Origin of the sequence: Belliella calami, assembly GCF_022549695.1 — a bacterium.
Lineage (GTDB): Bacteria > Bacteroidota > Bacteroidia > Cytophagales > Cyclobacteriaceae > Belliella > Belliella calami.
Genome location: NZ_JAKZGS010000004.1, coordinates 98261 through 122277 on the forward strand (window position 1 = coordinate 98261; position 24017 = coordinate 122277).

General features: G+C 34.9%; 21 protein-coding genes. 5 read left to right on the forward strand and 16 right to left on the reverse strand.

All coding sequences use genetic code 11. The features are described 5' to 3' along the window. Positions 1 to 48: 48 nt before the first annotated feature. The 9 genes from MM236_RS07115 to MM236_RS07155 form a co-directional block, all read right to left on the reverse strand. Positions 49 to 1803, reverse strand: coding sequence for an AMP-dependent synthetase/ligase (locus tag MM236_RS07115; RefSeq protein WP_241274263.1), 1755 nt, complete (start codon positions 1801 to 1803; stop codon positions 49 to 51). Positions 1804 to 2312: 509 nt separating this feature from the next. Continuing rightward, complete coding sequence (locus MM236_RS07120; RefSeq protein ID WP_241274264.1) at positions 2313 to 3959, reverse strand: Ig-like domain-containing domain; 1647 nt, start codon at positions 3957 to 3959, stop codon at positions 2313 to 2315. A gap of 71 nt (positions 3960 to 4030) precedes the next feature. Next, on the reverse strand, positions 4031 to 4927 hold the full coding sequence (locus MM236_RS07125) for a class I SAM-dependent methyltransferase (protein WP_241274265.1): 897 nt from the start codon (positions 4925 to 4927) through the stop codon (positions 4031 to 4033). A gap of 1 nt (position 4928) precedes the next feature. Next, a complete protein-coding gene (gene mnmG / locus MM236_RS07130) occupies positions 4929 to 6794 on the reverse strand; it encodes a tRNA uridine-5-carboxymethylaminomethyl(34) synthesis enzyme MnmG (protein ID WP_241274266.1) in 1866 nt (621 codons plus the stop codon). A gap of 88 nt (positions 6795 to 6882) precedes the next feature. Then, positions 6883 to 7308, reverse strand: coding sequence for an rRNA maturation RNase YbeY (gene ybeY / locus MM236_RS07135; protein ID WP_241274267.1), 426 nt, complete (start codon positions 7306 to 7308; stop codon positions 6883 to 6885). Positions 7309 to 7312: 4 nt separating this feature from the next. Next, on the reverse strand, positions 7313 to 7714 hold the full coding sequence (locus MM236_RS07140) for an ATP-binding protein (RefSeq protein WP_241274268.1): 402 nt from the start codon (positions 7712 to 7714) through the stop codon (positions 7313 to 7315). 44 nt (positions 7715 to 7758) lie between these two features. Further along, positions 7759 to 8517, reverse strand: coding sequence for an exodeoxyribonuclease III (locus MM236_RS07145; RefSeq protein ID WP_241274269.1), 759 nt, complete (start codon positions 8515 to 8517; stop codon positions 7759 to 7761). 13 nt (positions 8518 to 8530) lie between these two features. Beyond that, positions 8531 to 8893, reverse strand: a complete 363-nt coding sequence (locus MM236_RS07150) for a hypothetical protein (RefSeq protein ID WP_241274270.1) — start codon at positions 8891 to 8893, stop codon at positions 8531 to 8533. Then, positions 8886 to 9242, reverse strand: coding sequence for a carboxymuconolactone decarboxylase family protein (locus tag MM236_RS07155; protein ID WP_241274271.1), 357 nt, complete (start codon positions 9240 to 9242; stop codon positions 8886 to 8888). Before MM236_RS07155 ends, MM236_RS07150 begins: the two co-directional genes overlap by 8 nt. 82 nt (positions 9243 to 9324) lie before the next feature. Here MM236_RS07155 and MM236_RS07160 point away from each other — a divergent pair, with 82 nt between their 5' ends. The 4 genes from MM236_RS07160 to MM236_RS07175 all read left to right on the forward strand — a co-directional run bounded on the left by MM236_RS07160 (position 9325) and on the right by MM236_RS07175 (position 13293). Then, positions 9325 to 10020: a ComF family protein gene (locus MM236_RS07160; RefSeq protein WP_241274272.1), complete on the forward strand. Its 696-nt coding sequence runs from the start codon at positions 9325 to 9327 to the stop codon at positions 10018 to 10020. Between the two features lie 288 nt (positions 10021 to 10308). After that, positions 10309 to 11397, forward strand: a complete 1089-nt coding sequence (locus tag MM236_RS07165; protein WP_241274273.1) for an AAA family ATPase — start codon at positions 10309 to 10311, stop codon at positions 11395 to 11397. Beyond that, entirely contained in the window at positions 11397 to 11738 is a 342-nt protein-coding gene (locus tag MM236_RS07170) for a DUF4276 family protein (protein WP_241274274.1), read from the forward strand. The genes MM236_RS07165 and MM236_RS07170 overlap by 1 nt, the downstream gene beginning before the upstream one ends. A gap of 208 nt (positions 11739 to 11946) precedes the next feature. Further along, a complete protein-coding gene (locus tag MM236_RS07175; RefSeq protein ID WP_241274275.1) occupies positions 11947 to 13293 on the forward strand; it encodes a PhoH family protein in 1347 nt (448 codons plus the stop codon). A 713-nt stretch (positions 13294 to 14006) separates the two neighbouring features. On the opposite strand, the gene MM236_RS07180 is transcribed toward MM236_RS07175, so the two are convergent. The 7 genes from MM236_RS07180 to MM236_RS07210 all read right to left on the reverse strand — a co-directional run bounded on the left by MM236_RS07180 (position 14007) and on the right by MM236_RS07210 (position 23201). After that, positions 14007 to 14762, reverse strand: a complete 756-nt coding sequence (locus MM236_RS07180) for a response regulator (RefSeq protein WP_241274276.1) — start codon at positions 14760 to 14762, stop codon at positions 14007 to 14009. 140 nt (positions 14763 to 14902) lie between these two features. Then, on the reverse strand, positions 14903 to 15640 hold the full coding sequence (locus MM236_RS07185) for a LytR/AlgR family response regulator transcription factor (RefSeq protein ID WP_241274277.1): 738 nt from the start codon (positions 15638 to 15640) through the stop codon (positions 14903 to 14905). 12 nt (positions 15641 to 15652) lie between these two features. Then, the gene (locus MM236_RS07190) at positions 15653 to 16705 is read right to left on the reverse strand and encodes a sensor histidine kinase (protein WP_241274278.1); all 1053 of its coding nucleotides are present in this window, start codon (positions 16703 to 16705) and stop codon (positions 15653 to 15655) included. Between the two features lie 90 nt (positions 16706 to 16795). Beyond that, entirely contained in the window at positions 16796 to 19624 is a 2829-nt protein-coding gene (gene uvrA / locus MM236_RS07195) for an excinuclease ABC subunit UvrA (protein ID WP_241274279.1), read from the reverse strand. A 141-nt stretch (positions 19625 to 19765) separates the two neighbouring features. After that, positions 19766 to 21442, reverse strand: coding sequence for a hypothetical protein (locus MM236_RS07200; protein WP_241274280.1), 1677 nt, complete (start codon positions 21440 to 21442; stop codon positions 19766 to 19768). Between the two features lie 74 nt (positions 21443 to 21516). Then, positions 21517 to 22467, reverse strand: a complete 951-nt coding sequence (locus MM236_RS07205; RefSeq protein ID WP_241274281.1) for a lytic transglycosylase domain-containing protein — start codon at positions 22465 to 22467, stop codon at positions 21517 to 21519. A 2-nt stretch (positions 22468 to 22469) separates the two neighbouring features. Further along, a complete protein-coding gene (locus tag MM236_RS07210) occupies positions 22470 to 23201 on the reverse strand; it encodes an LOG family protein (RefSeq protein WP_241274282.1) in 732 nt (243 codons plus the stop codon). 194 nt (positions 23202 to 23395) lie between these two features. Between MM236_RS07210 and MM236_RS07215 the strand changes: the two genes are divergently transcribed. Continuing rightward, complete coding sequence (locus tag MM236_RS07215) at positions 23396 to 24007, forward strand: YkgJ family cysteine cluster protein (protein ID WP_241274283.1); 612 nt, start codon at positions 23396 to 23398, stop codon at positions 24005 to 24007. The last annotated feature ends 10 nt before the right edge of the window (positions 24008 to 24017 follow it).

Consider the following 24017-nt stretch of genomic DNA (forward strand, 5'->3'; position numbering starts at 1 on the left):
TAGCATTTTCTAAACCAAATCAACTAACATTATTCAACGAATAACTAATCAACTATAAAGTTCCTCTATTTCTTTAGCAAATTTGGTATGTATGACTTTTCTTTTCAGTTTCATTGTGGGTGTCAATTCACCAGTTTCGATACCCCAAGGTTGAGGTAAAAGTGTAAATTTTTTGACTTGTTCCCATTTTCCAAAATATTTGTTCAGTTGTTCGATTTCTCGTTCGAATTTTTCAAGAATATCTGGTTTTTGAATCATTTCTGCATCATTGGTATAAGGGATATCCTTGTGTCGGCAATAATCTTTCAAGCCATCAAAACTAGGAACTATCAAGGCTGCTGGATAATTTTTATTTTCTCCAACTACTATCAGCTGTTCTATCAAAGATGATTCTTTGAATTTATTTTCCATAGGTTGTGGAGCTATATATTTTCCTCCTGATGTTTTGAACATCTCTTTTTTCCTATCTGTAATTTTCAAGTAGCCACCATCGTGGATCTCTCCAATATCTCCAGTATGAAACCATCCATTTTGAATGGCATCAGCAGTCATTTCAGGTTGTTTATAATACCCTTGCATCACATTAGGCCCTTTAACCAAAATTTCGCCGTCTTCAGCGATTTGAACTTGGACTTCTTTTACAAGTTTACCAACATATCCTATCCTCATATCTTTAAGATTGCAGATCGATACTGCTACTACAGGGGAAGTTTCTGTCAATCCATACCCTTCACATACTGGTATACCTGCGCTCCAAAAAACCCTTGCCAATCTTGGTTGCAAAGCTGAGGCACCAGAATTGATTTGGAGGATGTTGCCACCAAGGGCTTCTCTCCATTTGCTGAAAATGATCTTATTTGCAATATTCAATTGTAGATCATACCAAAAGCCTTGTGACTTATTCGGTTCGAACTTTAAACCCAGATTAAGCGCCCAAAAAAACAAAGACTTTTTCAAACCAGTCAATTCATAACCTTTTGACACAATTTTGTCATATACCTTTTCAAGTAATCTAGGTACTGTATTGAAAACATGTGGCTGGATTTCCTTCAGATTGTCCCCAATCTTTTCCATGCTCTCCGCATAGTAGATCGAAATACCCATATACATAAAACAAAAAGAACCTGTTCTCTCATAAATGTGGCACAATGGCAAAAAACTCAAAGCTTTTGAAGTGCCTTTGGGAACAATTAATCTATCTTCTACAGCCAGTAGATTATGAATAATATTTCTATGGCTAAGCATAACACCTTTAGGGCGACCTGTAGTACCAGAGGTATATATTATTGTAAATAGATCATCTGATTTTACCTGCTCTTTGAGTGAATCCAAATCTGCCAAATTGCCCGACTCTCCAGTATTCATAAACTCTTCCCAATGTGTACATTGAGGTAGTTTATCAAATGACATGATCTGGATTTTGTTTTGTTCGGTTGCAATCTTTGCTTTTCCAAAAATTTCTTCACTTCCTACAAAAGCCATTTTGACATCAGCATGTTCAAAAATGTACTTGTAATCTTCAGCTGATATTGTAGGATACATCGGAACTGAAATTGCCCCAATCTGTTGTAATGCCAAATCTATGAAATTCCACTCAGGCCTATTTTCTGAAATTATGGCTACTTTTTCCCCGGTTTTTATCCCAGCAGACAAAAAGGCCAAACCAAGATTATCAACTATAAATTTTACGTCCTTGGAAGAATATCCTTTCCATTCACCCATTACTTTTTGGGCTAGTGCTACGTCTTTGTCATAGGTAGCAATTTGGTAATTGATAATGTCAAACAATCTATTGATTCGCATGGTCGTGAAATTTTTTGGGTAAATTGATTCTATCAAATTATGAAAATCAAGTGAGGAATGCAAAAATGCTCTTTAGAGAGTTATCCACTTCTCTTTATATACAATTGGTTATTTATCTAAAAAATCAAGTTAAAGGTATTAAGGTGTGGATTTGTTGATAAATAAAGTGATTTTATTTTCCCACAATGTATTTCGTATCTTTCCTATTGCTTATCCACGAGTTACCAACATCTATAATTGTCATAAAATATTGAGCTGATGTAGGTTTGTCAATTTAGATTCTTTTGGTTGTTGATAATGTATTTTTATTAAATGTCTGTAACATTTTGTGTTTCTAATTGTGGATTAGTGTTTATTATTTCACACTTATACCCAATTTTTCTTGTCTGTGGTTTTTGTGATTTACTTGATGGGGATAATACATGTTTTATCATCAAGTTGTTGACAGTTATTAACAATTTCTTAATGTCTTATCCACAAAATATGTAATTTATAATTGGATTTCACATTCAATTTAATTCGTTTTCTTCACCATCAGGTATGATTTGTTCTGTTTCATCTGGTTTTATTATTTCTTCTGTAATCTTATCTTCAGTAATGACAATTATATCATTGACCCAACCAGCTTTAATAGTGATATCCATTGATGTTGTATCTGCAGGGTTCTTATAATAGAACACTTTTTCTGCCTGTCTATTTTGGCGCATGTTTGATGGATCCCATCGTTTGTTTTTGTTTTCGTCAAATATCACTCTGAGGTTATACGTTCCAGCTTCAAAATCAACAAATGAATGTTTGTTTGTATTTTCTTTTAGAACTTCCTTGATCACCTTTCCGCTTTTGTCTAATAACTGGATTAATAATGGTCTGAATTCTGTTTCCACTGTGACATCTAATGATGTGACGAGTGTCTCTGGATTTAATTTTTTATATGTTGCCTCAATTTTTTTATCATTGTATAAACCTTCTACATCCTTGAAAGTAGAATCCGATGCATATATTGTAAAGGTTGTGTTTGTAAGTGTATCTATCAATGGGATATCGATTGAAATTTTAGTGTGGTTAGTGCTATCTTTCAAATAGATCCATTCTCTTTGAATCTGTATGGTAGATGCTGAATCATACTTCACATAAAGAGAATCTAGATTAATATCTACAATTGGTTTATTGAAGCTAAATTCTGCTTCAATATTTTTGAGAAAGTTTGTTCCAGAATTAGCAGTTGTTTCCAGTTTTTCTTTATTTCTATCACTTTCTTCAAATGTTAAATATATTAAAGTGTCTAATTTGAATCCAACAGAGTCTTTCAGTGATAATATTGCTTGAATACTATCATTTTTTATATCAGTATGGTAGAATCTTATGTTTTTTTCATTTTGTCTGAAATAGAGCTTCTTTCCTAGATCTTCCTGGTCTATTTTTATATCTGTCGGATATTTGCTTAAAACTATATCGAAATTTTGACCCACAGTAGATGATCTGTTTATTTTTAAATCAGAAATATCAGCTTTTGATAACATGAAATTTATGCCGCTTACATCTTGATTGATAGCTAATGTGTCACCATAAAATGCGTATGGTTCCGATTTTTCTTCAGCTTTTAAGGAATTGTTTGAATCAAACCATGCATAAGCTCGGTATTCCCCTACTTTGATGTTTGTAATCTCAAAATTACCTGCACTGTCAGCTGCAGCTATATAATACGGCGATGCTGTCAATACATCAGTTGTGTCATTTTTTTCGTACAATCCAATTAGTACATCTTTTATGAATTTTTCCTTTGGTGGGAATGTGTAAGATACTTTGCCGCTAAATTTTAAACTATCAATTTCATCTCCAGTTGAGAATACCAGTTTGAGGTTTTCAGCTGGATTGCTTTCTGTAATGTCTTGAATACTTTTTTGGAAGTTGAATACATAAGTTGTTTTTTCTTCCAATTCTTGATTTAGTTTGATGACAACTTTATTTTTTATGGCAGTTACTACCATTTCATCTTTATTTATTCTTGGAGTTACTATGATCTGTTTGTTTGGGTTATCGATTTTTATATATTCATCGAATTCCAATTCAATTGTAGAAGGTTCAATATTTGTGCTTTCGTTGATAGGCTTAATTGACAGAAGTTTTGGTGGTGTTTCATCTTTATCACCACCCATAGGTGTACTTTGTTTAGCACAAGAGTATAATAATATTATTATAAAAATCGATAATATTTGTATGATTAGTTTCATATTTTCTTCAAAATATATAATATACTTGAATAATTGTTATTATTTGATCTAGCCCATCTGTTAGATTTATATCCATTTATTAACGCATTCCACAGCGTTTTGATGTTGCTTTGATTTGGATTTTTGTTTTTCTCAGATAGTATCGAAACGTAATAACTATCAAAAACCATAGGTTTGATTTCAACTATCTTCAATCCCATTTCTTTAGCTAATTTTTGAAATGTGTCTTGATCAAAGTGATACAAATGTCTTGGAACGTCTAGTGCAGCCCAGTATTGTTTATAGTAATTTGAATCCCAGGAATCAATGTTTGGTACTGCTATAAATAATGTTCCTGAGTTTTTTAATTTCTTTACAATTTTCTTTGTTGTCATTCGTAAAGAATGGATATGTTCCAATACATGAAACAATGTGATAGCGTCATACTTATTTCCATCCTTCAATTCTTCAATAGTAGAATGTACATCGGTTTCAAATGATTTGGCTATAGTTTGTGCTCCATCATTCGGTTCTATACCAGTTGTGGACCAACCATTATTTTTTGCTGTTTTTAAGAAATATCCAGTTCCACATCCAATATCTAAAAGTTTTCCTTTGTATGGATGAAAAGTGTTAATCCATTTGATTTTATTCTTTAATGTTATATTTCTGACTATTTTGTAAAGTCTATTGGTAATATTGTTTGATTTGTCTTGATGGGAAATATATTCTTCAAATTCATAGTACTTACCAATAGAATGTAGATCTGGTCTTGGATTGGTAAAAAGAAATGTACAATGGCTACATTTGCACAAGATAAATTTTTCTTTGCTTATAGAGTAATCAATTACCTCTAAATGATTAAGAAAAAGCCCACTCTTGCAAAGTGGGCATTTGGTTAATCTTTTTTTCATATTATCTTCCTAAGTAAACTGTCAAGATTGATAAATCTGCAGGTGATACACCACTTATTCTTGAAGCCTGTCCCAATGTTTCCGGTTTTACTTTATTTAGCTTTTGTTTGCCTTCTGCTGATAGTGCGGTGATTGATAGGTAGTCAAATGATAGTGGGATTTTATAGTTTTCCATATTCGCCAATTTCTCTACCATTTGGGATTCTTTTTCTATATAGCTTTCGTATTTGATCTGTATTTCTGCTTGTTCCAATACATCTTTTTTATACTTAGACAAATACTGTTTCAATTCTGGATCAAGTTGTTCGATATCCTTGAGTCCCAATTGTGGTCTTTTTAAAAGCTTATCTATCGTTACTTTTTCTTTGATAGTTGCAGTATCTAGATTTTCTAGTCCATCATTGATTATATCTGGAGAGAGCTTTTTTTGCTTTAGGTCATTTATCAGTTTTTGGGTATCTGATTTTTTATCCATCATTTTTTCAAGTCTAACATCATCAGCAAGGCCTATTTGATGACCTAGTTGCGTCAATCTCAAATCTGCATTATCCTGCCTAAGAAGCAATCTGAATTCTGCACGTGATGTGAACATTCTATAGGGTTCTTCTGTACCTTTATTAATCAGATCATCTATTAATACACCAATATAAGCGTCTGATCTTTTGAGTAGGAAAGGGTCTTTTTCATCTACTTTTAGAGATGCATTGATCCCTGCGATTAATCCCTGTGATGCGGCTTCTTCATATCCTGTAGTACCATTTATTTGTCCTGCAAAATAAAGATTTTCCAATAACTGCGTTTCCAGTGTTAATTTCAGTTGAGTTGGTGGAAAGAAATCATATTCTATAGCATATCCTGGCCGGAACATTTTTGCATTTTCAAATCCAGGTATTTTTCTCATTGCATCATATTGTACGTCCTCCGGTAGAGAAGTTGAGAATCCATTGATATACATTTCTACTGTATTCCAACCTTCTGGTTCTACAAATATTTGATGTCTTTCTCTTTCTGCAAACCTATTTATTTTGTCTTCTATAGAAGGGCAATACCTTGGTCCTAATCCTTGGATTCTTCCATTGAACATTGGAGATCTATTGAATCCAGTTTCAAGTGTATTGTGGACTTCCTTATTGGTATATGTTATCCAACATGTATGTTGTTTGGAAAGGGGTTTTGTTTCGTCAGAATAAGAAAATTTTTCAGGATTTTCGTCTCCAAATTGTACTTCCATTTTGGTATAATCCAAAGATCTTCCATCTACTCTCGGTGGTGTTCCAGTTTTCATTCTTCCAGCTTCGAATCCTAACTGAACCAGCTGTTCTGTAATTCCTTTTGCAGCACCCTCCCCTGTTCTCCCTCCACCAAATTGTTTTTCTCCTATATGGATCAATCCATTTAGAAAAGTTCCGTTTGTTAATACGACTGATTTTCCAGGTATTTCTAACCCTATGCTTGTTCTTACCCCTATTACTCTTTTATCTTTGACAACTAACCCTGTGATCATTTCTTGCCAGAAATCAACATTTGGTGTTTGTTCCAACGCTAATCTCCATTCTTCAGCAAATCTCATTCTGTCATTTTGCGTTCTTGGAGACCACATGGCAGGACCTTTTGATCTATTTAACATTCTAAATTGGATCATAGATTTGTCTGAAATTATTCCTGACATTCCTCCAAGCGCATCTATTTCACGAACGATCTGTCCTTTTGCTACCCCACCCATGGCTGGATTACAGGACATTTGGGCAATAGTATTCATGTTCATTGTACAAAGAAGTACCTTCGAACCCATTTTTGCAGCAGCATGTGCTGCTTCGCAACCTGCGTGTCCCGCCCCTACTACTATTACATCATATTGTGGAAACATATTGATATTATTATTAATGTTTCACGTGGAACACTTCTATTGATAGTAGAATATATCTGTAAAATCAATAGTGTTCCACGTGGAACGTTTATGTTTTTTTGAAGAGGGAAATTGATTTGTTTTCCATTTCTCTCATTAATTTAATTTCTTTTTCTGTCTTGTCTTTATATCCTAACAGGTGAAGAATGCCATGACTCATTACTCTTAGTAATTCTTTGTCGAACTCAGTATTTTCTTTGAGTGCATTATCTTTGACTCTTTCTATACTTATAAAAATGTCTCCTTCTATAATTCTTTCTTCTTCAGAATTATCAAATGTTATTATATCTGTATATGTGTTGTGATTTAGATATTCTAAATTTATGTTATACAAATACTCATCTGAACAAAAGATGTAAGTGAGTTCTCCTACTTTGAACCCATCTAGACGTGCAATTTCCTTGAGCCAATTTTTGTGGAGAATTTTGTTTTTTAGATCAAATCCTGAATCTTCGTCGAAAAACTGTATTGCCATTTTTTTAGTACATATAAAATTTCAATGTAGTAGTTCTACCTTCATCATCAAAACTTACATCATCAGATAAATGCTTCATGATGAAAATTCCACGTCCCCCTGCTTTCTCCAAGTTTTCCGGTGAAGTTGGATCCTTCAATTCTTCATAATTGAATCCTTCACCTTGATCCTTCACAATAAACTTTATTTCCTCTTCATCAAAATGCAATTCCAAATCTACTTTTTTACTAGCATCTCCCTTATTGCCATGTAAGATGGCATTACTCACACATTCTGTCACAGAAATCATTATATTTCCATAGATATCATCATCAATATGGAATTTTTCTCTCGCATTATCGATGAAGCTTTCTATTATTTTAATGTTCTCTATCAGAGAAGGGATTGAAATTTTTATAGATTTCATGAATCTTTTGTTGATGATATTATAATTAATTTAATTTTATCGTACTATAACTCTATCATTATTGGACAATGATCTGAATGGTAAGCTTCCGGAAGTATGACAGATCTCTTTATTTTACTAGCTATCTCTGGTGCAGCCATGTGATAATCGATTCTCCATCCCAAATTCTTACCTCTGGCACCAGCTCTATAGCTCCACCATGTATAATTATGGGGTTCTTGATTATGTTGCCTAAATGTATCAATGAATCCATTTTCAGTAAATTTATCCATCCATGCCCTTTCTTCTGGTAAAAAACCTGAAGAATTTTTATTCGATATTGGATTGTGAATATCAATTGCCTTATGACAAATGTTATAATCTCCACTCAAGATCAAATTAGGGATTTTTTTTATCAAATCTTGTGAATATCCATAAACGTCATCCAAAAATTGATATTTGAATACCTGCCTAATATCACCTGTCGTTCCTGATGGGAAATAAGCTGAAATAAAAGAGAAATCATCAAAATCTGCTCTGATCATTCTTCCCTCATCATCATAGGTTTGTATTCCCATTCCATATTCTATGTGGTTTGGTTTTACTTTTGACAGTATTGCTGTACCACTGTATCCTTTTTTCACTGCTGGGTTCCAAAAGATATGGTAGCCCAAATCTTCAAATATGCTTTTTTCGATTTGGTTTTCCATTGCTTTTACCTCTTGGATCCCTATGACATCCGGATCTGTCGCTTTCAACCAGTCTGCAAAACCTTTATTCAAAGCAGCCCGGATTCCATTGACATTATAGGATACGATTTTCATGCTATTTAGATTTTTATTTAATTTCTATTTCAAATTCTTGTTCAAAGTATTCAATTACGTGGAGTTTGAGTAGCTTTTCTTGTTCTAATATATCAAAATGGGGAAGCTTTTTTATTAGTTTCCAATGTGGCCAGCCATCTTGGTCTATATAATCCAATTCATAGAAACCAGCTAAGCTTAGGACTTTACAAACAGCGATATGCATCAGGTCCTGCTTTTGCTCTTTTGTAAATGTCCTATTTCCTTGGCCAAGCTCTTGGACACCTATCAAGAAAAGAACCCCATTTAGATCTGAAGGTTTTTTTCCTACCAATTCTTGAATTCCTGATAGCAATTTACTCCATCGTTTTTCAAGATCTAAATCTTTTTTAAACATCTTTATTTTTCTCTTCTTCCAATAATTCCCAGTATTCTGCTGCTCTTCTCAAATGTGGGATGACGATAGATCCTCCTATAAGTGTAGCGATAGAAAATACTTCATATACTTCCTCCTTGCTCAAGCCTGCTTCGTATGATTTACCAAGGTGGTATTTGATACAATCATCACAACGCAATACCATGGAACAAGCCAAACCTATCATTTCTTTGGTTTTGACATCTATTGCCCCTTCAGCATAAGCATTTGTATCAAGGTTAAAGAAACGCTTGATAACTTTATTGTCTGCCGACATGATTTTTTCATTCATTCGGCCTCTGTATTCGTTGAATTCTTCTATTAAATTCATTAACTTATCGGTAAGTATTTAAATAACTAGCAAATATAACAGGTATTTTGCTGTCATTCTGTTCTAACAAGCCTTTTTGGATATGCGTTTCACTTTTTTTGAAGATTTTTTGGCGTTGGTTTTTCCCAAAACCTGCTGTGTATGTAAGAGAAGTCTTTTTGACTTCGAAAATCAGCTTTGTAAAATTTGTATTGGAAGCCTTCCCGTGACAAATTACCATCTGAATCCTCAGAATAATGACCTTGTGATTAAGGTAATGGGTCTCACAAAGCCAAACCTTGTAATGTCTTATCTTAGATTTACAAAACGTGGTATAAGTCAAAAATTGTTGCACAATTTGAAATATAAGAACAAACCTGAAATAGGCATGGAATTGGGCGCTTTGTATGGGTATTTGTTAAAAAATCATGGGTTTGAGTCCAATTGGGATATGGTAGTACCTGTTCCTCTCCATCCGGAGAAGCAAAGGAGGAGAGGCTACAATCAAAGTGAACAGTTTGCTATCGGCATTGCTTCAGTTCTTGGTATTCCTATGAATTTGGGGCTTGTAAGAACCCAATTTACTGAGACCCAAACCAACAAATCCAGAATTGAGAGGATCAACAATGTTTCGGAAGTTTTTTCAATCAACAAAAATGTAATAGTAGAAAACAGGAAGATCTTATTGGTAGATGATGTGATGACTACTGGTGCTACCCTGACTTCCTGCGCAAATGTACTCTTGGAAGCAAATGCAAAATTGGTGGATTTGGCGGTCATCGCTGCAGGTAGGTTTTAGTGGCCAGTCTTCGATAAATCACTCGATATCTTCTTTTATGCTATATTTTGATATAAGATTTTCTAGTTATTCATTAGGCTTTTGTTTGAGACCAAAAGAACTTTCAAAAAATGTCTTTTCGTTAATTAGCTATCATCTTTCTTTTTATTTAGTAAATTTCCAATCATAATGAAAAATGTTTAGAATAGTAACATTAAATTTATCCTTAAAACGATCGATTTTTAATTAAAAATTCAGGTTTTAAGTCAGATAATATTGTCATTTTCCAAAGAATCGTAACTTGTTGATATGATTACAAGAATTGAAATAGAAGGTTATAAAAGTATCAGGTCTCTAGCAATCGACCTGCAGCCTATAAATATTTTATTGGGTGGGAATGGAGTAGGGAAAAGTAATTTTATTTCTATTTTTTCTTTGATTCGAAACATATATAATCAAAACTTCCAGAATTACGTTCAGAAAAAAGGTGGGCCTGATAGCTTGTTGCATTTTGGAAGAAAGGAAACAGATCAAATTTTATTAAAGATTTATTTTAAAAGTACAGGGGGCAGTGAAAATAACTTTGCAGTAAATCTGGAGCTCGCTCGGAATTTGTTGTTTATTCAATCTGTAGAAACAGGATTTAAATCTTATAACAGTTGGTATCCTAAAGTGTACGAGAAAAATGTTCTTGAATCAAGATTTTCTGAAATCAATAGAGGTCAGGCTTTTTGGGTTAATGATCGATTGAGAGAATTTGATGTATACCATTTTCATGATACTAGTGATACTTCACCAATTAAATCTTTGGCTGATTTGAACGATAATCACTATTTAAAACCTGATGGTTCAAATTTGGCTTCCATTTTATATTTTCTTAAGAAAAAGGAGCCAAAGCATTTCAAAAGAATAGAACTTACGATAAAATCCATAGCTCCTTTTTTTGACCGTTTTGATTTGGAACCTAACCAACTAAATGAAAACAAAATTGAATTAGAATGGAAGGAAAAAGGATATCCTGATAATTACTTCAACGCTTATCATCTTTCTGATGGTACCTTAAGATTTATTTGTCTCGCAACTTTGCTTATGCAACCCAAGCCACCTCAAACTATTATTATTGATGAACCTGAGTTAGGGTTACATCCAGTTGCAATAAATAAACTAGCTGCAATGGTTCGAAAAGCTTCAGAAAATGTTCAAGTAATACTATCTACTCAATCTACCAACCTAATTGATAATTTTGACCCTAATGATATCATTGTAACAGATCGAGAAAGTAATGGATCAATCTTCAAAAGACTGAAGAGCGAAGAACTTTCAATATGGCTTGAAGAATATACTCTTGGAGATTTATGGGGTCAAAATAAGTTAGGCGCTCAACCTTATAATGTCTGATGAAGAGATTGGTTTTTATTGTTGAAGGAGATACAGAGATTATATTGGTTCAAAACCTGATTGTTCCCTACTTATTTAGTCTAGGGTTTACCAATTCTATACACGCTCAAACAATCATTACTAATAGAAAACAGCATAAAAAAGGAGGAGTTACAGACTATCCGAAATTTAAAAATGAGGTAACTAGGACTCTGGCTCAGGGAAATGTAATAATTACAAGTGTAATTGATTTTTTTCGGTTGCCTACAGACTTCCCTGGATATACTTATGATTCGACAAGAATAGATCAAATTGAGAATGCAATATGGGTAGGTAAAATCGTTAAAAAATTATCAGAATGAAATTCACCAAATGCTTGATGTGAGTTCCTTCCCAAGGACTCTTTTTTGAGTGCTTTTTTTGGGTCCTAATTGGAAATTATAGTATTGTAAATCAAAACAATAACCTATTTTGAACTCATCTATAGGTTAATTTTTAAGAGTAAAATGGTAATCTATCCATAATTTTTCTAACTTATTGTCAGCTAACAACCAATAAAATTTACTACCTATGCCAAGAGCCAAATCCGAAAAAGACCGCAAAATTTTTGTGCTTGATACATCTGTAATTCTGTATGCACACAATAGTATCATGAATTTTGCTGAGCATGATGTAGTCATCCCGATTACAGTTTTGGAAGAGCTCGATCAGTTCAAAAAAGGAAATGATACAAAAAATTTCGAGGCGCGTGAATTTATACGTCTTCTGGATAATCTTTCAAAAGACAACATGATCCATAATTGGACTCCCCTCAATGGGAAGACTAGGGGGTTTTTCAGGGTTTTGATGAATCCGGAAAATAACATGAATGCCAATGAAATCTTCGGAGAGGAAAAGAATGACCATAAAATTCTCAATGCTGCACTTTATCTTAAACAGACAGAGGTTGGAAGAAAGGTGATTTTGGTAAGTAAGGATATCAATTTGCGCCTCAAAGCAAAGTCCTTGGATATTTATGCTGAAGATTATGAAACTGGCAAGATCAAAAATATCAATGAGCTTGAAAATACCGGGAAATCTGTAATCGAAAATGTGGACTTGGATATTATCAACCAATTATATGAATCACATCATGTAGATGGAAAGTTGATTTTTGGTAGAAAAAAAGTGAAATCAAACGGATATTTTATATTAAAGAATGAAAAAAATTCCGTGTTGACATATTTTAATGCAGATGACAATACCATGGAGCGTGTTGATAAACAACTGGCTTACAATGTAAAACCAAAGAATGCTGAACAGACTTTTGCTCTTCATGCTATCCTCAATCCGAGAGTGAAATTGGTATCAATCCAAGGTGTAGCTGGAACTGGAAAGACACTTCTTGCATTGGCGGGAGCTTTGGAGCAAAGAAGGGATTTCAAACAAGTGTTTTTGGCAAGGCCGATTGTACCCCTCAGCAATAAAGATATTGGTTTTCTTCCTGGAGATATCAAATCAAAATTGAATCCTTACATGGAACCTCTTTGGGACAATTTGAAATTTATCCAAAATCAATATAAAGAGTCCGACAAAGAGTACCAAAAGATCGTAGAATTGGTAAATCAGGAAAAATTGGTAATTCAACCATTGGCTTATATTCGTGGAAGGTCATTGTCCAATATTTTTTTTATTGTGGATGAAGCACAAAACCTGACACCTCATGAAGTCAAGACGATTATAAGTAGAGCTGGGGAAAACACAAAAATCATTTTTACAGGTGATGTTTTCCAGATAGATACTCCTTATCTGGATTCTCAGAGTAATGGGCTCTCTTACCTCATTGACAGAGTCAAAGACCACCCATTGTATGCACATATTAAACTGGAAAAAGGTGAACGTTCGGAGTTGGCAAATTTGGCAAACGAGCTCTTATAGATAAATGAAATATAAGAGAAAGAAACAAAACCTTCATCTGCTTCTTTGTCTGAGTGTTATCAAACAGTTGAGTGTTTTAGGACACTTAGCTGTTTTTTTTCGTAAAATGCTGCTGGTGTAAACTGCTTAATTTAGTGTACTAAAATGGAAATTTTTTGTTCATTTTTGAACATTTATTAGATTATAGAAATAATATAAATAATTAATAATCAAATAAATATGAATTTGGGAGCGGTTTTTGGCATGTGAGTATTACCGAAGATGATTCGGATATTTATTCATAGATACTCAATAATTCATAGATATGGAAAGCACCGTTTTAACCCAAAAAAATATATGTGCCTTATGTGGCTTTATTATGGCACTGGTAATAATATTAACTGCATTAATAGCTTAGAATAATTTCAAGCAATCATTTAGAATACTCAAAAATACTTAAGCTATAAAAATTTAGGAAAATATCTGACTAATTTTGTAATTGATCATTAAGTTGTACAACAAATTTTAAGGTCTGACGTAATATTAGTTGATCAATTCGCAGAGTAAGCTTCGATTTTTTACAAAATGATTCAAAATATAAACGATATATAAATTGATGTAAAAAGTGTGATAAACAACATGTACATCCCAAAACATAATATGCTATCAAAAATGATAGCCAAGACTTTTTGGTTTAACGATGAAAAAAAGGTGAGCTTTGCTCACCTTCTTTTTTAACTTTCCGTGATGGTATTCAATTTAGCCAAAAAGCTATTGTAGTATTGTCTACCTACTTGAACTACTGCCCCAGATTCAAGTGTGATTTCTTTTGTATTGAAATTTTCTATCTGACCAAGTTGAACAATAAAAGATTTTTGAACCCTTAGAAAAAGGTTTGAAGGAAGTTTTTCTTCCATATCTTTCATTGATTTTCTGATTGTATAGTTTCTGTGTCTGGTGAAAATCGTGACCATATTGCCATTGGCTTCCACGTAAAAAATGTTGACATAAGGGACTTTTTCGTAGGCATTATCTGCTTTGATAAAAACAGCATCTGTTACTAAATAAGGGCTTTCATCTTTAGATTTTACAGTGGTAGTATCCGAAACTGGGTTGACTCTTTTATTGTAAAGGACTATTTCTACAATAGCATGAATGTCATTGGTATTGAAAGGCTTTACAATAAATCCAGCTGGGTTTATTCTTTTAGCTCTTTCAATTATCGTTGGATCACTGTAAGAAGTAACGAAAACTAAAGGTACATCAACCATTTGCTTGAGAATCTCGCCCAGTTCAATACCGTCTTTGTCACCTTTCAGCTTGATATCCATGAATATCATATCAGGTCTGTACTTCTTAACAATTTTTATTGCCTGATTTGCAGAATTAGCAATATCTATATTGACATAACCTAAAAGTTCTAAAATTTCTTCAATATTTTCAGCAATATTTATATCGTCCTCGACGACTAATATTCTTTCTTCTTTCATGTTTAGTATTATGTGGGGATTTTGACAAATATATATTTACCAAATAGGATTTCTTGTATGTAAAATTAATATTGACTCTATTTACGAAATAAACTTTGCAAATTCAATCAAATGATGGCTTTTGTTATGTGAATTTTAAGTTACAGACTCATCATGTCTTTGAACCTTGCAGCTTGTCTTCTACTTACTTCTATTCTGTCTCCACCTTTGAGTGTCACTACCAATCCACCATTGAACCAGGGTTCTATAGCTTCTACCCAGCTCAAATTTATAATATGCTTTCTGCTTGCCCTGAAGAATGATTTTTCGTCCAGCCTTTCATCGAGTGCATTGAGTGATTTGTGAATCATTGGTTTGTTATTTTCAAAATATACTTTGATATAATTTCCATCTGATTCGAATAGCCTGACATTTACCAATTTTACAAACCAACATCTATCTCCATCTTTTACAAATACTTGGTCATCGAGGGTCAGTTTTTTTGAGTCATTGAAGCCTTCATTTTCACTATTCTTGGGAGATTGATCTTTAAGTTTTCTTTGTAGTCTTTCGATGGCTTCACCTAATCTCTTTGGTTCGATTGGTTTTAGCAAATAATCCAGTGCATTAACCTGAAAAGCTTTCAGAGCATACTCATCATAAGCTGTTGTGAAAATGACATGTGGGACATTATCAAGTTCTTCCAAAAGCTCAAAACCTGTTTTTTCGGGCATTTGTATATCCAAAAACACAACATCAGGAAGGAGAGCGTCTATTTTTTCTTTGGCATCATCTACATTGGTTGCTTCACCAACCACCTCTACATGATCATATTGTGATAATAAATTGATCAGCTCTTTTCTTGCTAATCTTTCATCGTCGATTACTAATGCTCTCATTTCTTTGAAATTTTAACCTAATGTAAGGCTTTGTTTTGGAATTTTTATTTCAGTTATGACAAAATCGTTACCAGAATTGAATATTTTGAAGGATGCGCGTTCTCCATAGATCAATTTTAGCCTTTGAATTGTATTGGTTATCCCATGTCCCTCTCCTGGCTTTTTCTTCGCAAAAGATTGGGATTTCAGCTGGCCACTGTTTTTTACTTGAATATATAGGTCATCAGTCAATCCTTCATAGCACTTTATGCTGATTTCTCCACCTTTTACTCGATTTGAAATACCATGTTTTATAGCATTTTCGACTATGGTTTGCATCATCATTGGCGGAATTCTATAATCGTAGGCTTCTGGCTCAATTTCGTATTTGACATTCAGTCTTTCTTCAAACCTAATCGTTTCTAAATTCAAATAATCTTTGACTGTATTGAATTCATTTTCGAAGTCGATAACCCGTTTTTTGTCCATCATCAATGAAAACCTCAAGATGTTGGATAGTTGGGTTATTGATGTTTTGGCTTTGGCTGGATCTTCATCTACCAAAGCACGAACACTATTTAGGGCATTGAAAATGAAATGGGGATTAAGCTGACTTTTGAGGTGGTTCAGCTGTATCTCATTGATTTTTGCTTGGTACTTCAAACTTTGGTTGTAATTATCCAAAAAATGAAACAAGTAATAAAGCATTACCCAAAGAGCATAAAAAAGAAAACTAACGAAAATAGTTACTGCCAGGATTATTGGCCGGATATCTACAGCCGGATTGAATGTATCAAAAATCAAACTGATAATTAGCTGTGCAGTTGTATTGGATAGAGCTAATACCAAAAGGCCCAGAAAAGTATTCCAAATCAGTAGGTTAAAATTTCTGCTGAACCAATTATGCTTTTTGATGATATATCTAAGCCCATGGGTAGAAAACAGATAAAAACCTGCTAAAGAAAGATAGGCTCCTATCTGAACTGATGACACCCCTCGCTCCAAGGATACAAACAAAAGGTTGATTAAGGCAAAGCCCAACCACCCAAATACCTGAAGGATCCAATATAGTTTTGTCTTATTCATGTCTCACTCCAAAGATAACCATGATGCTGAAAGGACTATTGGCAATTATACTAATGGACAGATAACTTTTTTGACTGTTATATCTTCCTCTTAGCTAAGTTCTTCTTTAAGGAACTTTGCTGTATAGCTGCTTTTGTGTTTGGCTACTTGTTCTGGTGTTCCTTGGGCTACTATTTCTCCTCCTTTTTGTCCTCCTTCTGGTCCAAGATCCACAATGTAATCTGCTACTTTGATGATATCCATGTTATGTTCAATCACCAAAACTGAGTTTCCTTTTTCTACAAGTTTGTTCAGAACTTTCAGAAGATGCTCTATATCTTGGAAATGTAGCCCTGTGGTAGGTTCATCCAAGATGTAGAAAGTTTTGCCAGTGTCTTTTTTGGAAAGTTCAGTTGCCAATTTTACCCGCTGTGCTTCTCCTCCTGATAAAGTAGTGGCATGCTGTCCAAGAGTGATATATCCGAGCCCTACTTCATTTAGGGTTTTTATTTTGCGAAGTATTTTTGGCTGAAACTCAAAGAAATCCACTGCTTGCTCCACAGTCATATCCAAGACATCGGATATTGATTTGCCTTTGAATCGCACTTCAAGTGTCTCTCGATTATATCTTTTTCCTTTGCATGTTTCGCAAGGTATGTGCACATCTGGTAAAAAGTCCATCTCTATAAGCTTCATCCCTGCTCCCTCACAGTCTTCACATCTTCCTCCTTTCACATTGAAGCTGAATCTTCCAGGCTTATATCCTCTGATTTTTGCCTCGGGCAATTCAGTAAACAAAGCTCGAATATCAGTGAAAACGCCCGTATATGTAGCTGGATTGGATCTAGGTGTTCTTCCGATTGGAGACTGGTCTACTTCGATCACTTTATCCAACAAATCCAAACCAACAATTTCTTTGTGCTCTAATGGCTCTTTTTTGGAATTGTAGAAATGTCTGTTGAGTAATGGAAACAATGTCTCGTGTATCAATGAACTTTTGCCGGATCCTGACACTCCAGTCACGCAAATCATACTTCCTAAAGGAAGCTTTAGGTCTATATTTTTTAGATTGTTTCCTTTTGCTCCCTTGAGCACCAAAAATTCACCGTTTCCTTTTCTTCTTTTTTCGGGAATTTCTATTTTCAGACTACCAGAAAGGTATTTGGCAGTGATACTATTTTGCTTCAGAAATTCTTTTGGAGAACCTGAAGCTACCACTTGTCCACCATGTCTGCCAGCACCTGGGCCGATATCCACAACAAAATCCGCATCAAGCATCATGTCTTTGTCATGCTCGACTACAATGACAGAGTTGCCAAGATCTCTTAGTTCTTGAAGTGCCTTGATCAGTTTTACATTGTCTCTTTGATGGAGTCCTATACTTGGCTCATCTAAAATATACAATACACCTACCAATTGAGTGCCTATCTGTGTAGCCAGACGAATTCTTTGGGCTTCACCTCCAGAGAGCGTCCGAAGAGGTCTATTGAGAGAAAGGTAATCTAATCCTATATCCAAAAGAAAACCAATTCGTTTTCTTATTTCTTTGAGTACCTCTTTGCCAATCAGGTTTTGTCGGTCTGTCATTCTGGATTCTACATCTTCAAACCAATTGCCTAGCGATGTGATGTCCATCATAGCCAATTCACCGATGTGCTTTTCGGCAATCTTAAAATGAAGGGCTTCTTTTTTCAGTCTGTAGCCTTCACAATCTGGACAAATCTTCGTGGTCGTAAACTCACTTACCCATTGCTGGATTTTATCTGAACTTCCTTCTTGTTGCTTGGTCAGGAAATTTACGATTCCTTCAAATGTCGTCGTCCATGTAGTTCCTGGATATTTTACAGAACTTACCTCGACTTCCATCTTGTCTCCGTGTAGAAGAATGTCTATAACCTCTTCCGGGAGTTTTCCAATTGGTGTTGTGATAGAGCATTTATATTGCTTAAGGATTGCTTCTATTTTCTTAAAAATCCAAATATCCCTAAATTCACCCAACGGCGCTATTCCTCCTCTGCTTATACTTAGTTTGGGATCAGGAATAATGTTTTCTTTGGTGATTTCCTCTATTATTCCCAAGCCGTTGCAGGAAGGGCATGCGCCATAAGGACTATTGAAGGAAAAAGTATTCGGAGCTGGTTCATCGTAAGAAAGTCCAGTCGTCGGATCCATAAGATATTTGGAAAAATGATGGATATTGCCATCTTCTTCCCTAAGCATTATGATCCCTTTTCCGTGTTGTAATGCTGTCTTTAGCGATTGGCTGATTCGGAATCTATCTTCTTCTTCGGCTATGATCCTATCTACGACGATTTCGATATCATGGATTTTGTATCTGTCCACCTGCATTTTGGGCACAACTTCCATGACCACCCCATCGATTCTTACCTTTGAAAAACCCATTTTTCGGATTTGCTCAAAAAGCTCTCTGTAGTGTCCTTTTCGACCTTTCACCACTGGTGCCAAAATATACAATTTCTTGCCAGAGAAACTCTCAAAAAGCTGTTCAACGATTTGATCTTCTGTCTGGCGGATCATTTTTTTTCCTGACAAATAGGAATAAGCCTCTCCTGCTCTTGCAAAAAGTAATCGCATAAAGTCATAGATCTCAGTGACTGTTCCCACAGTTGATCTAGGGTTTTTTGAAGTCGTTTTTTGTTCTATGGAAATTACTGGGGACAAGCCGTTGATTTTATCAACATCTGGTCTTTCCATTCCACCCAAAAATGACCTTGCGTATGCGGAGAAACTTTCCATATAGCGTCTTTGGCCTTCTGCATAGATGGTATCAAATGCCAAGGAACTTTTTCCACTCCCACTTAGTCCAGTTATGACAACTAGGCTGTTTCGGGGAATATCAATATCTATGTTTTTAAGATTGTGCTCTCTGGCACCGTAGATCTCAATGTATTCTTTTTTGTCAGTGTTGGGGTCTGTCATGTAGGGCTAAACCTTTATAATTCAAGCTTGCAAAAATAGGGATTTTAATTGGGGCTTCCCAAAGTGATTACAGATTCATAAACCCAAATTGAGGCCAGATAGTTTTGATTTTTCTGGATAGTTTAATGCTAATTCGAACTTCTATTCTTCATTTGCTTTTTTCTTCAATTCTTCTAAATCATCTCCTGTCACAGTTGATTTTAATCCCGATAACAATAGTTGCCACCAATAATTGAATTCCGATTTGTGCTTTAGCCTTTGGGCATAGACAACCCCTTTTTGTAAGTCTCCGTTTTTTCTCGGATTTTGCGATTTTATGATCACTTTATTGGCCAAAAAAGCGCCAATTCTGCGGAATAAATTTTTGTCTTTTTCGAAGTCTTTATTCAGGATCTCTATTTCTAAATTATCATATCTTACGATTACTTCTCCACTACCGTCGAAATCAAATGCGTGAATATTGAAGTCCAACCTATTGATCATTCCTGATTTCAAACTGATTTTGGCTTCAGGTTCCACCATGTCATTGATTTCCGTTAAGTCAAATTTTCCCAAATTCCCTTTAAGTTGAAAAGCACCTCTTGTATCTGCTAAATCATACATGACATTGAGGTTTATTTTGCCTTTGCCCATAAGCAACGCTTCTGCTTTTATATTCAACTCGTTTTTATCTTCGTTCACCTTATCCATGTTGCTAATAGCCCCGATTTCTGCATTGAGTTCGGAAAAGAATAATGATCCATAATTTGGAGCACCATTATCTGGCTGTTCTTCTATGAGAATATGGCCATTTTTTATGATTGTGTTTTTGATATTGAGGGGAAAATTCAAAATTCCAAAGGCTTCATGAGCCATCGGGGGTCTTTTTTCATAATCATCAGGAATAAGCTTGTTCGTGAAGGATTCCAGTCTGATGTCCTTTACCAAAAGGGAGTCGATTTCTACGATTCCTTTTCTAAAGTAATCTTGGAAGTTCATCCCATTTATTTCCAATGCGCCATTTTTCAGCTGAATCCAACCTTTTCGTTTCTTGAATGATTCGGTGTAGGCATATTTTCCAAGTTTATTCAAAATAGAAAAGTCTTCAATTTTCATGTTTTTGTCTTCGGTGTCAAAGGCTAAATTTTTGACTTCAGCTTTTTGTCGAAATTCGTCAAAGTGGATTTCAACATGTTCTATTTCTCCATGGATAAATGCTACAGAAAATAGTGCGTCTTCACTTTGAATATCTTCTTTTGTCAAGACAAACCCTCTAGCATCTACAGAGAGATTTTTCAGACTCATTCTTGTTGAATCCGTATTACTATCTTTATTTTCGAGATTTAGATTTTGAAGAGATACACTGCCTACTCCTATTTTGTCATAATCCTTGGTATCATTTTTCTTTTTGCTTTGATTTTCTTCTTTGTCAATATTCAATGAATCTATAGGCGGTGTGACGCTCATTATCGTGAGGTTTTCCAATCTTGCGGAATCTACCTGAATAGAATTGTCCAATAAGAAGCTTTTCCATTTGAAGCCTGTAATTTTTGCTTGCTCCAAATGCAGATTGACCTTGACTTGGCCTGCAAGGATATTTTCTGTTGGTTGGATTCTGATATCTTCTATCGAGAGAAAAGTGCCAAAATAATTGTAATCAAGTTTGATATTCCCAAAAGTAACGTCGTGGTTCCCAAAGCCACTGGTTCGCGTTATCATATTACTGACTATTTTATCAGCGTTGTTGTTGAGATAGATATTGACAAAAAAAGGTATTCCTCTCAAAACTAAAACTAAGACCAAAACCAGTCCTAATAAGGCAATAATGATCTTTTTCATGAAAATGAAGGAAAATGTGGATAATTGGATGTTAAGATATCAAAATTCGTGTAAAGTGCAATGCCTTACACCCATTATTCTAAGGACGGTAGATTGATTGTATATGCTTTGCCTTTGGGAATCTTAAGCTTATTTGTTCTTAGCCAAGGGTTATGGATTTTTAAGGTTTTGTAAGAGCTGTTGTGTTTTATAGCCCAAGTAGCCAAGTCATTCACATCTTGCTTCACAATCAATTCCCTAAATGTGGGTAAAGTATAATAGTCTTCATCTTTGAGTTTGAAGCCGTATTTATCTGGGTTTTCGAAGATCTCCTTAAAAGCCAATAGTCGAAAGATATAACGACTTGTCTCATCATTGAGCAAGAGTTCATAATAATTGACCTGCTTTTGCTCGGATTTTCTTTTGGAAAGTCCACTGATTCCCATATTGTAACTTGCCGCTACGGAAGTCCAACTGCCGAACTTGGCATATGCTGATTTTAGATACTTGCATGCAGCAACTGTGGATTTTTCCAAGTGATACCGCTCGTCCACATCATTGCTTACCTCTAGGTTGTACTCTTTGGCTGTGGCGGGCATAAACTGCCAAAAGCCCCTCGCACCTGCTGGAGAGACCACATTAAGCAATCCTGATTCTGCCATTGCCAAGTATTTGAAATCATCTGGGATGTTTTGCTCTTTGAGGATTTTTTCTATAATTGGAATGTATTTTCCTGATCGCTTCATCAGCAAAATCATGTTTGATTGCCAATATGCATTGACATAAATCTCTCTTTCAAACCGTTCCTTTACATCTTCTATTTCAAGGGGAACTTCCTCGCCAGCAAAGCTAATTGCTTTTGGTGTCTCAAATAGCTTTGCCCTAGTATCTGGAATTTTTATGTTTATCTCTTCCCCGTCTGGTTGGTTGATTGTGATTTCCTCAAAGGGCAAATCAGTTTGGTTTTTCTCTTGTGAATAAAGAAAAACCAAACCAAAAAGGATTGTGATTAAAGCGTATATTATTATTAGATGGTATTTTTTCAACTTTAGAAGTTTGGTGACAATAAATATTTACTGTAAAAATCATCGATGACTTTTACTGCTTCTGACGGATCGTCTACCACAGAGAAAAGGTCTAAGTCTTCGACATTGATATACCTATTTTCTAGCATGGTGTTTTTGAGCCAATCTACCAATCCTGACCAATATGATCTGCCTACCAATACAATGGGAAACTTTCCGATCTTATTAGTCTGAATCAAAGTAAGGGCTTCAAACAGCTCGTCTAGGGTTCCAAACCCTCCCGGAAGCACGATGAAACCTTGAGCATATTTGGTGAACATTACTTTTCTGACAAAGAAATAATTGAAAGAAATAAGTTTATCCTGATCAATATAAATGTTATTGAATTGCTCAAAGGGAAGTACAATATTCAAACCAACAGACTTTCCATTCTCAGAGTGTGCTCCTTTGTTTCCTGCTTCCATGATACCTGGACCACCGCCGGTGATCACTCCATATCCATGTCTGACAAGTTTGGCAGCGATCTCTTCTGCCATAAGGTAGTATTTGTGATCTCTAGGTGTTCGAGCAGATCCAAAAATCGATACACATGGACCTATTTTGGATAATTTTTCAAACCCTTCGACAAATTCAGACATTACCTTGAAAATCGCCCAAGAATCAGCACTCTTGATTTCATTCCAATCTCTTTCTTTGAATGCTCTTCTGATCCTCTCTTCTTGTTTCGGATCGATGTTTCCATTTTGTTCACTCATAACTTTATTGATTAATATTAAAAAACAATTTCTATTCCTTATAAGCTATCTAAGCTGACAAAGTTAGATTTTTCTTTTTGGATAGAAAATTACCGTTTATGATAATCGAAATAAGGAAAAATAAGTTTCAAAAAAATAGTTTTTGCTTTAGATCATAACTCGACTTAATTTCGCAGGCTTTTATTTTATAGAATATGAATTTACGGGAAAAGTCTTTGGAAGTCAGGAAAGTATTTACTGATTTGGATATTGAGATTAAGGCTTTTATGGATGGTAGCCAGCTCTCTTGCATCAGCGGATGCGGAGCATGCTGTGCCAATCCGGATGTGCATGCATCTGTTCTGGAATTTTTGCCCTTGGCTTTTGATCTTTACGAAAAGGGAAAGGCAGAGAAAGCGATGCAACTCCTAGATGATGTCGGAAATGACGCAAATTGTATCATATACAAATCCCAAAATGAAGATGTCAAAAAAGGCTACTGCTCAGATTATGCTAATAGAGGGATGATATGCCGGCTTTTTGGAAGTGCCGCAAGAAGGAATAAGGAAGGGAAAAAGGAATTGATAACCTGTAAGATTATCAAGGAACAAAAATCAGACCTTTACCAAAAAACAGCTTTGGAAATCAAAGATGGTGCTTCGGTACCGTCTAGTGGAGACGCTTATTCACAGCTTTACAATATCGATTTCCAAATGACACAAGAGCAGTTTCCAATCAACCAAGCAGTACGAAAGGCTTTGGAGTCTGTCATGAATTATATGTTTTATGTAGAAAATGATAATATTGAATCCAATGATAATTTTTGAAGCCAGGTTT

What these genes read in the sequence shown, in the direction of transcription:
- MM236_RS07115 (WP_241274263.1), bottom strand. Translation starts at nt 1,803, where the DNA reads ATGCGAATCAATAGATTGTTTGACATTATCAATTACCAAATTGCTACC.
- MM236_RS07120 (WP_241274264.1), bottom strand. Translation starts at nt 3,959, where the DNA reads ATGGGTGGTGATAAAGATGAAACACCACCAAAACTTCTGTCAATTAAG.
- MM236_RS07125 (WP_241274265.1), bottom strand. Translation starts at nt 4,927, where the DNA reads ATGAAAAAAAGATTAACCAAATGCCCACTTTGCAAGAGTGGGCTTTTT.
- mnmG (WP_241274266.1), bottom strand. Translation starts at nt 6,794, where the DNA reads ATGTTTCCACAATATGATGTAATAGTAGTAGGGGCGGGACACGCAGGT.
- ybeY (WP_241274267.1), bottom strand. Translation starts at nt 7,308, where the DNA reads ATGGCAATACAGTTTTTCGACGAAGATTCAGGATTTGATCTAAAAAAC.
- MM236_RS07140 (WP_241274268.1), bottom strand. Translation starts at nt 7,714, where the DNA reads ATGAAATCTATAAAAATTTCAATCCCTTCTCTGATAGAGAACATTAAA.
- MM236_RS07145 (WP_241274269.1), bottom strand. Translation starts at nt 8,517, where the DNA reads ATGAAAATCGTATCCTATAATGTCAATGGAATCCGGGCTGCTTTGAAT.
- MM236_RS07150 (WP_241274270.1), bottom strand. Translation starts at nt 8,893, where the DNA reads ATGTTTAAAAAAGATTTAGATCTTGAAAAACGATGGAGTAAATTGCTA.
- MM236_RS07155 (WP_241274271.1), bottom strand. Translation starts at nt 9,242, where the DNA reads ATGAATTTAATAGAAGAATTCAACGAATACAGAGGCCGAATGAATGAA.
- MM236_RS07160 (WP_241274272.1), top strand. Translation starts at nt 9,325, where the DNA reads ATGCGTTTCACTTTTTTTGAAGATTTTTTGGCGTTGGTTTTTCCCAAA.
- MM236_RS07165 (WP_241274273.1), top strand. Translation starts at nt 10,309, where the DNA reads ATGATTACAAGAATTGAAATAGAAGGTTATAAAAGTATCAGGTCTCTA.
- MM236_RS07170 (WP_241274274.1), top strand. Translation starts at nt 11,397, where the DNA reads ATGAAGAGATTGGTTTTTATTGTTGAAGGAGATACAGAGATTATATTG.
- MM236_RS07175 (WP_241274275.1), top strand. Translation starts at nt 11,947, where the DNA reads ATGCCAAGAGCCAAATCCGAAAAAGACCGCAAAATTTTTGTGCTTGAT.
- MM236_RS07180 (WP_241274276.1), bottom strand. Translation starts at nt 14,762, where the DNA reads ATGAAAGAAGAAAGAATATTAGTCGTCGAGGACGATATAAATATTGCT.
- MM236_RS07185 (WP_241274277.1), bottom strand. Translation starts at nt 15,640, where the DNA reads ATGAGAGCATTAGTAATCGACGATGAAAGATTAGCAAGAAAAGAGCTG.
- MM236_RS07190 (WP_241274278.1), bottom strand. Translation starts at nt 16,705, where the DNA reads ATGAATAAGACAAAACTATATTGGATCCTTCAGGTATTTGGGTGGTTG.
- uvrA (WP_241274279.1), bottom strand. Translation starts at nt 19,624, where the DNA reads ATGACAGACCCCAACACTGACAAAAAAGAATACATTGAGATCTACGGT.
- MM236_RS07200 (WP_241274280.1), bottom strand. Translation starts at nt 21,442, where the DNA reads ATGAAAAAGATCATTATTGCCTTATTAGGACTGGTTTTGGTCTTAGTT.
- MM236_RS07210 (WP_241274282.1), bottom strand. Translation starts at nt 23,201, where the DNA reads ATGAGTGAACAAAATGGAAACATCGATCCGAAACAAGAAGAGAGGATC.
- MM236_RS07215 (WP_241274283.1), top strand. Translation starts at nt 23,396, where the DNA reads ATGAATTTACGGGAAAAGTCTTTGGAAGTCAGGAAAGTATTTACTGAT.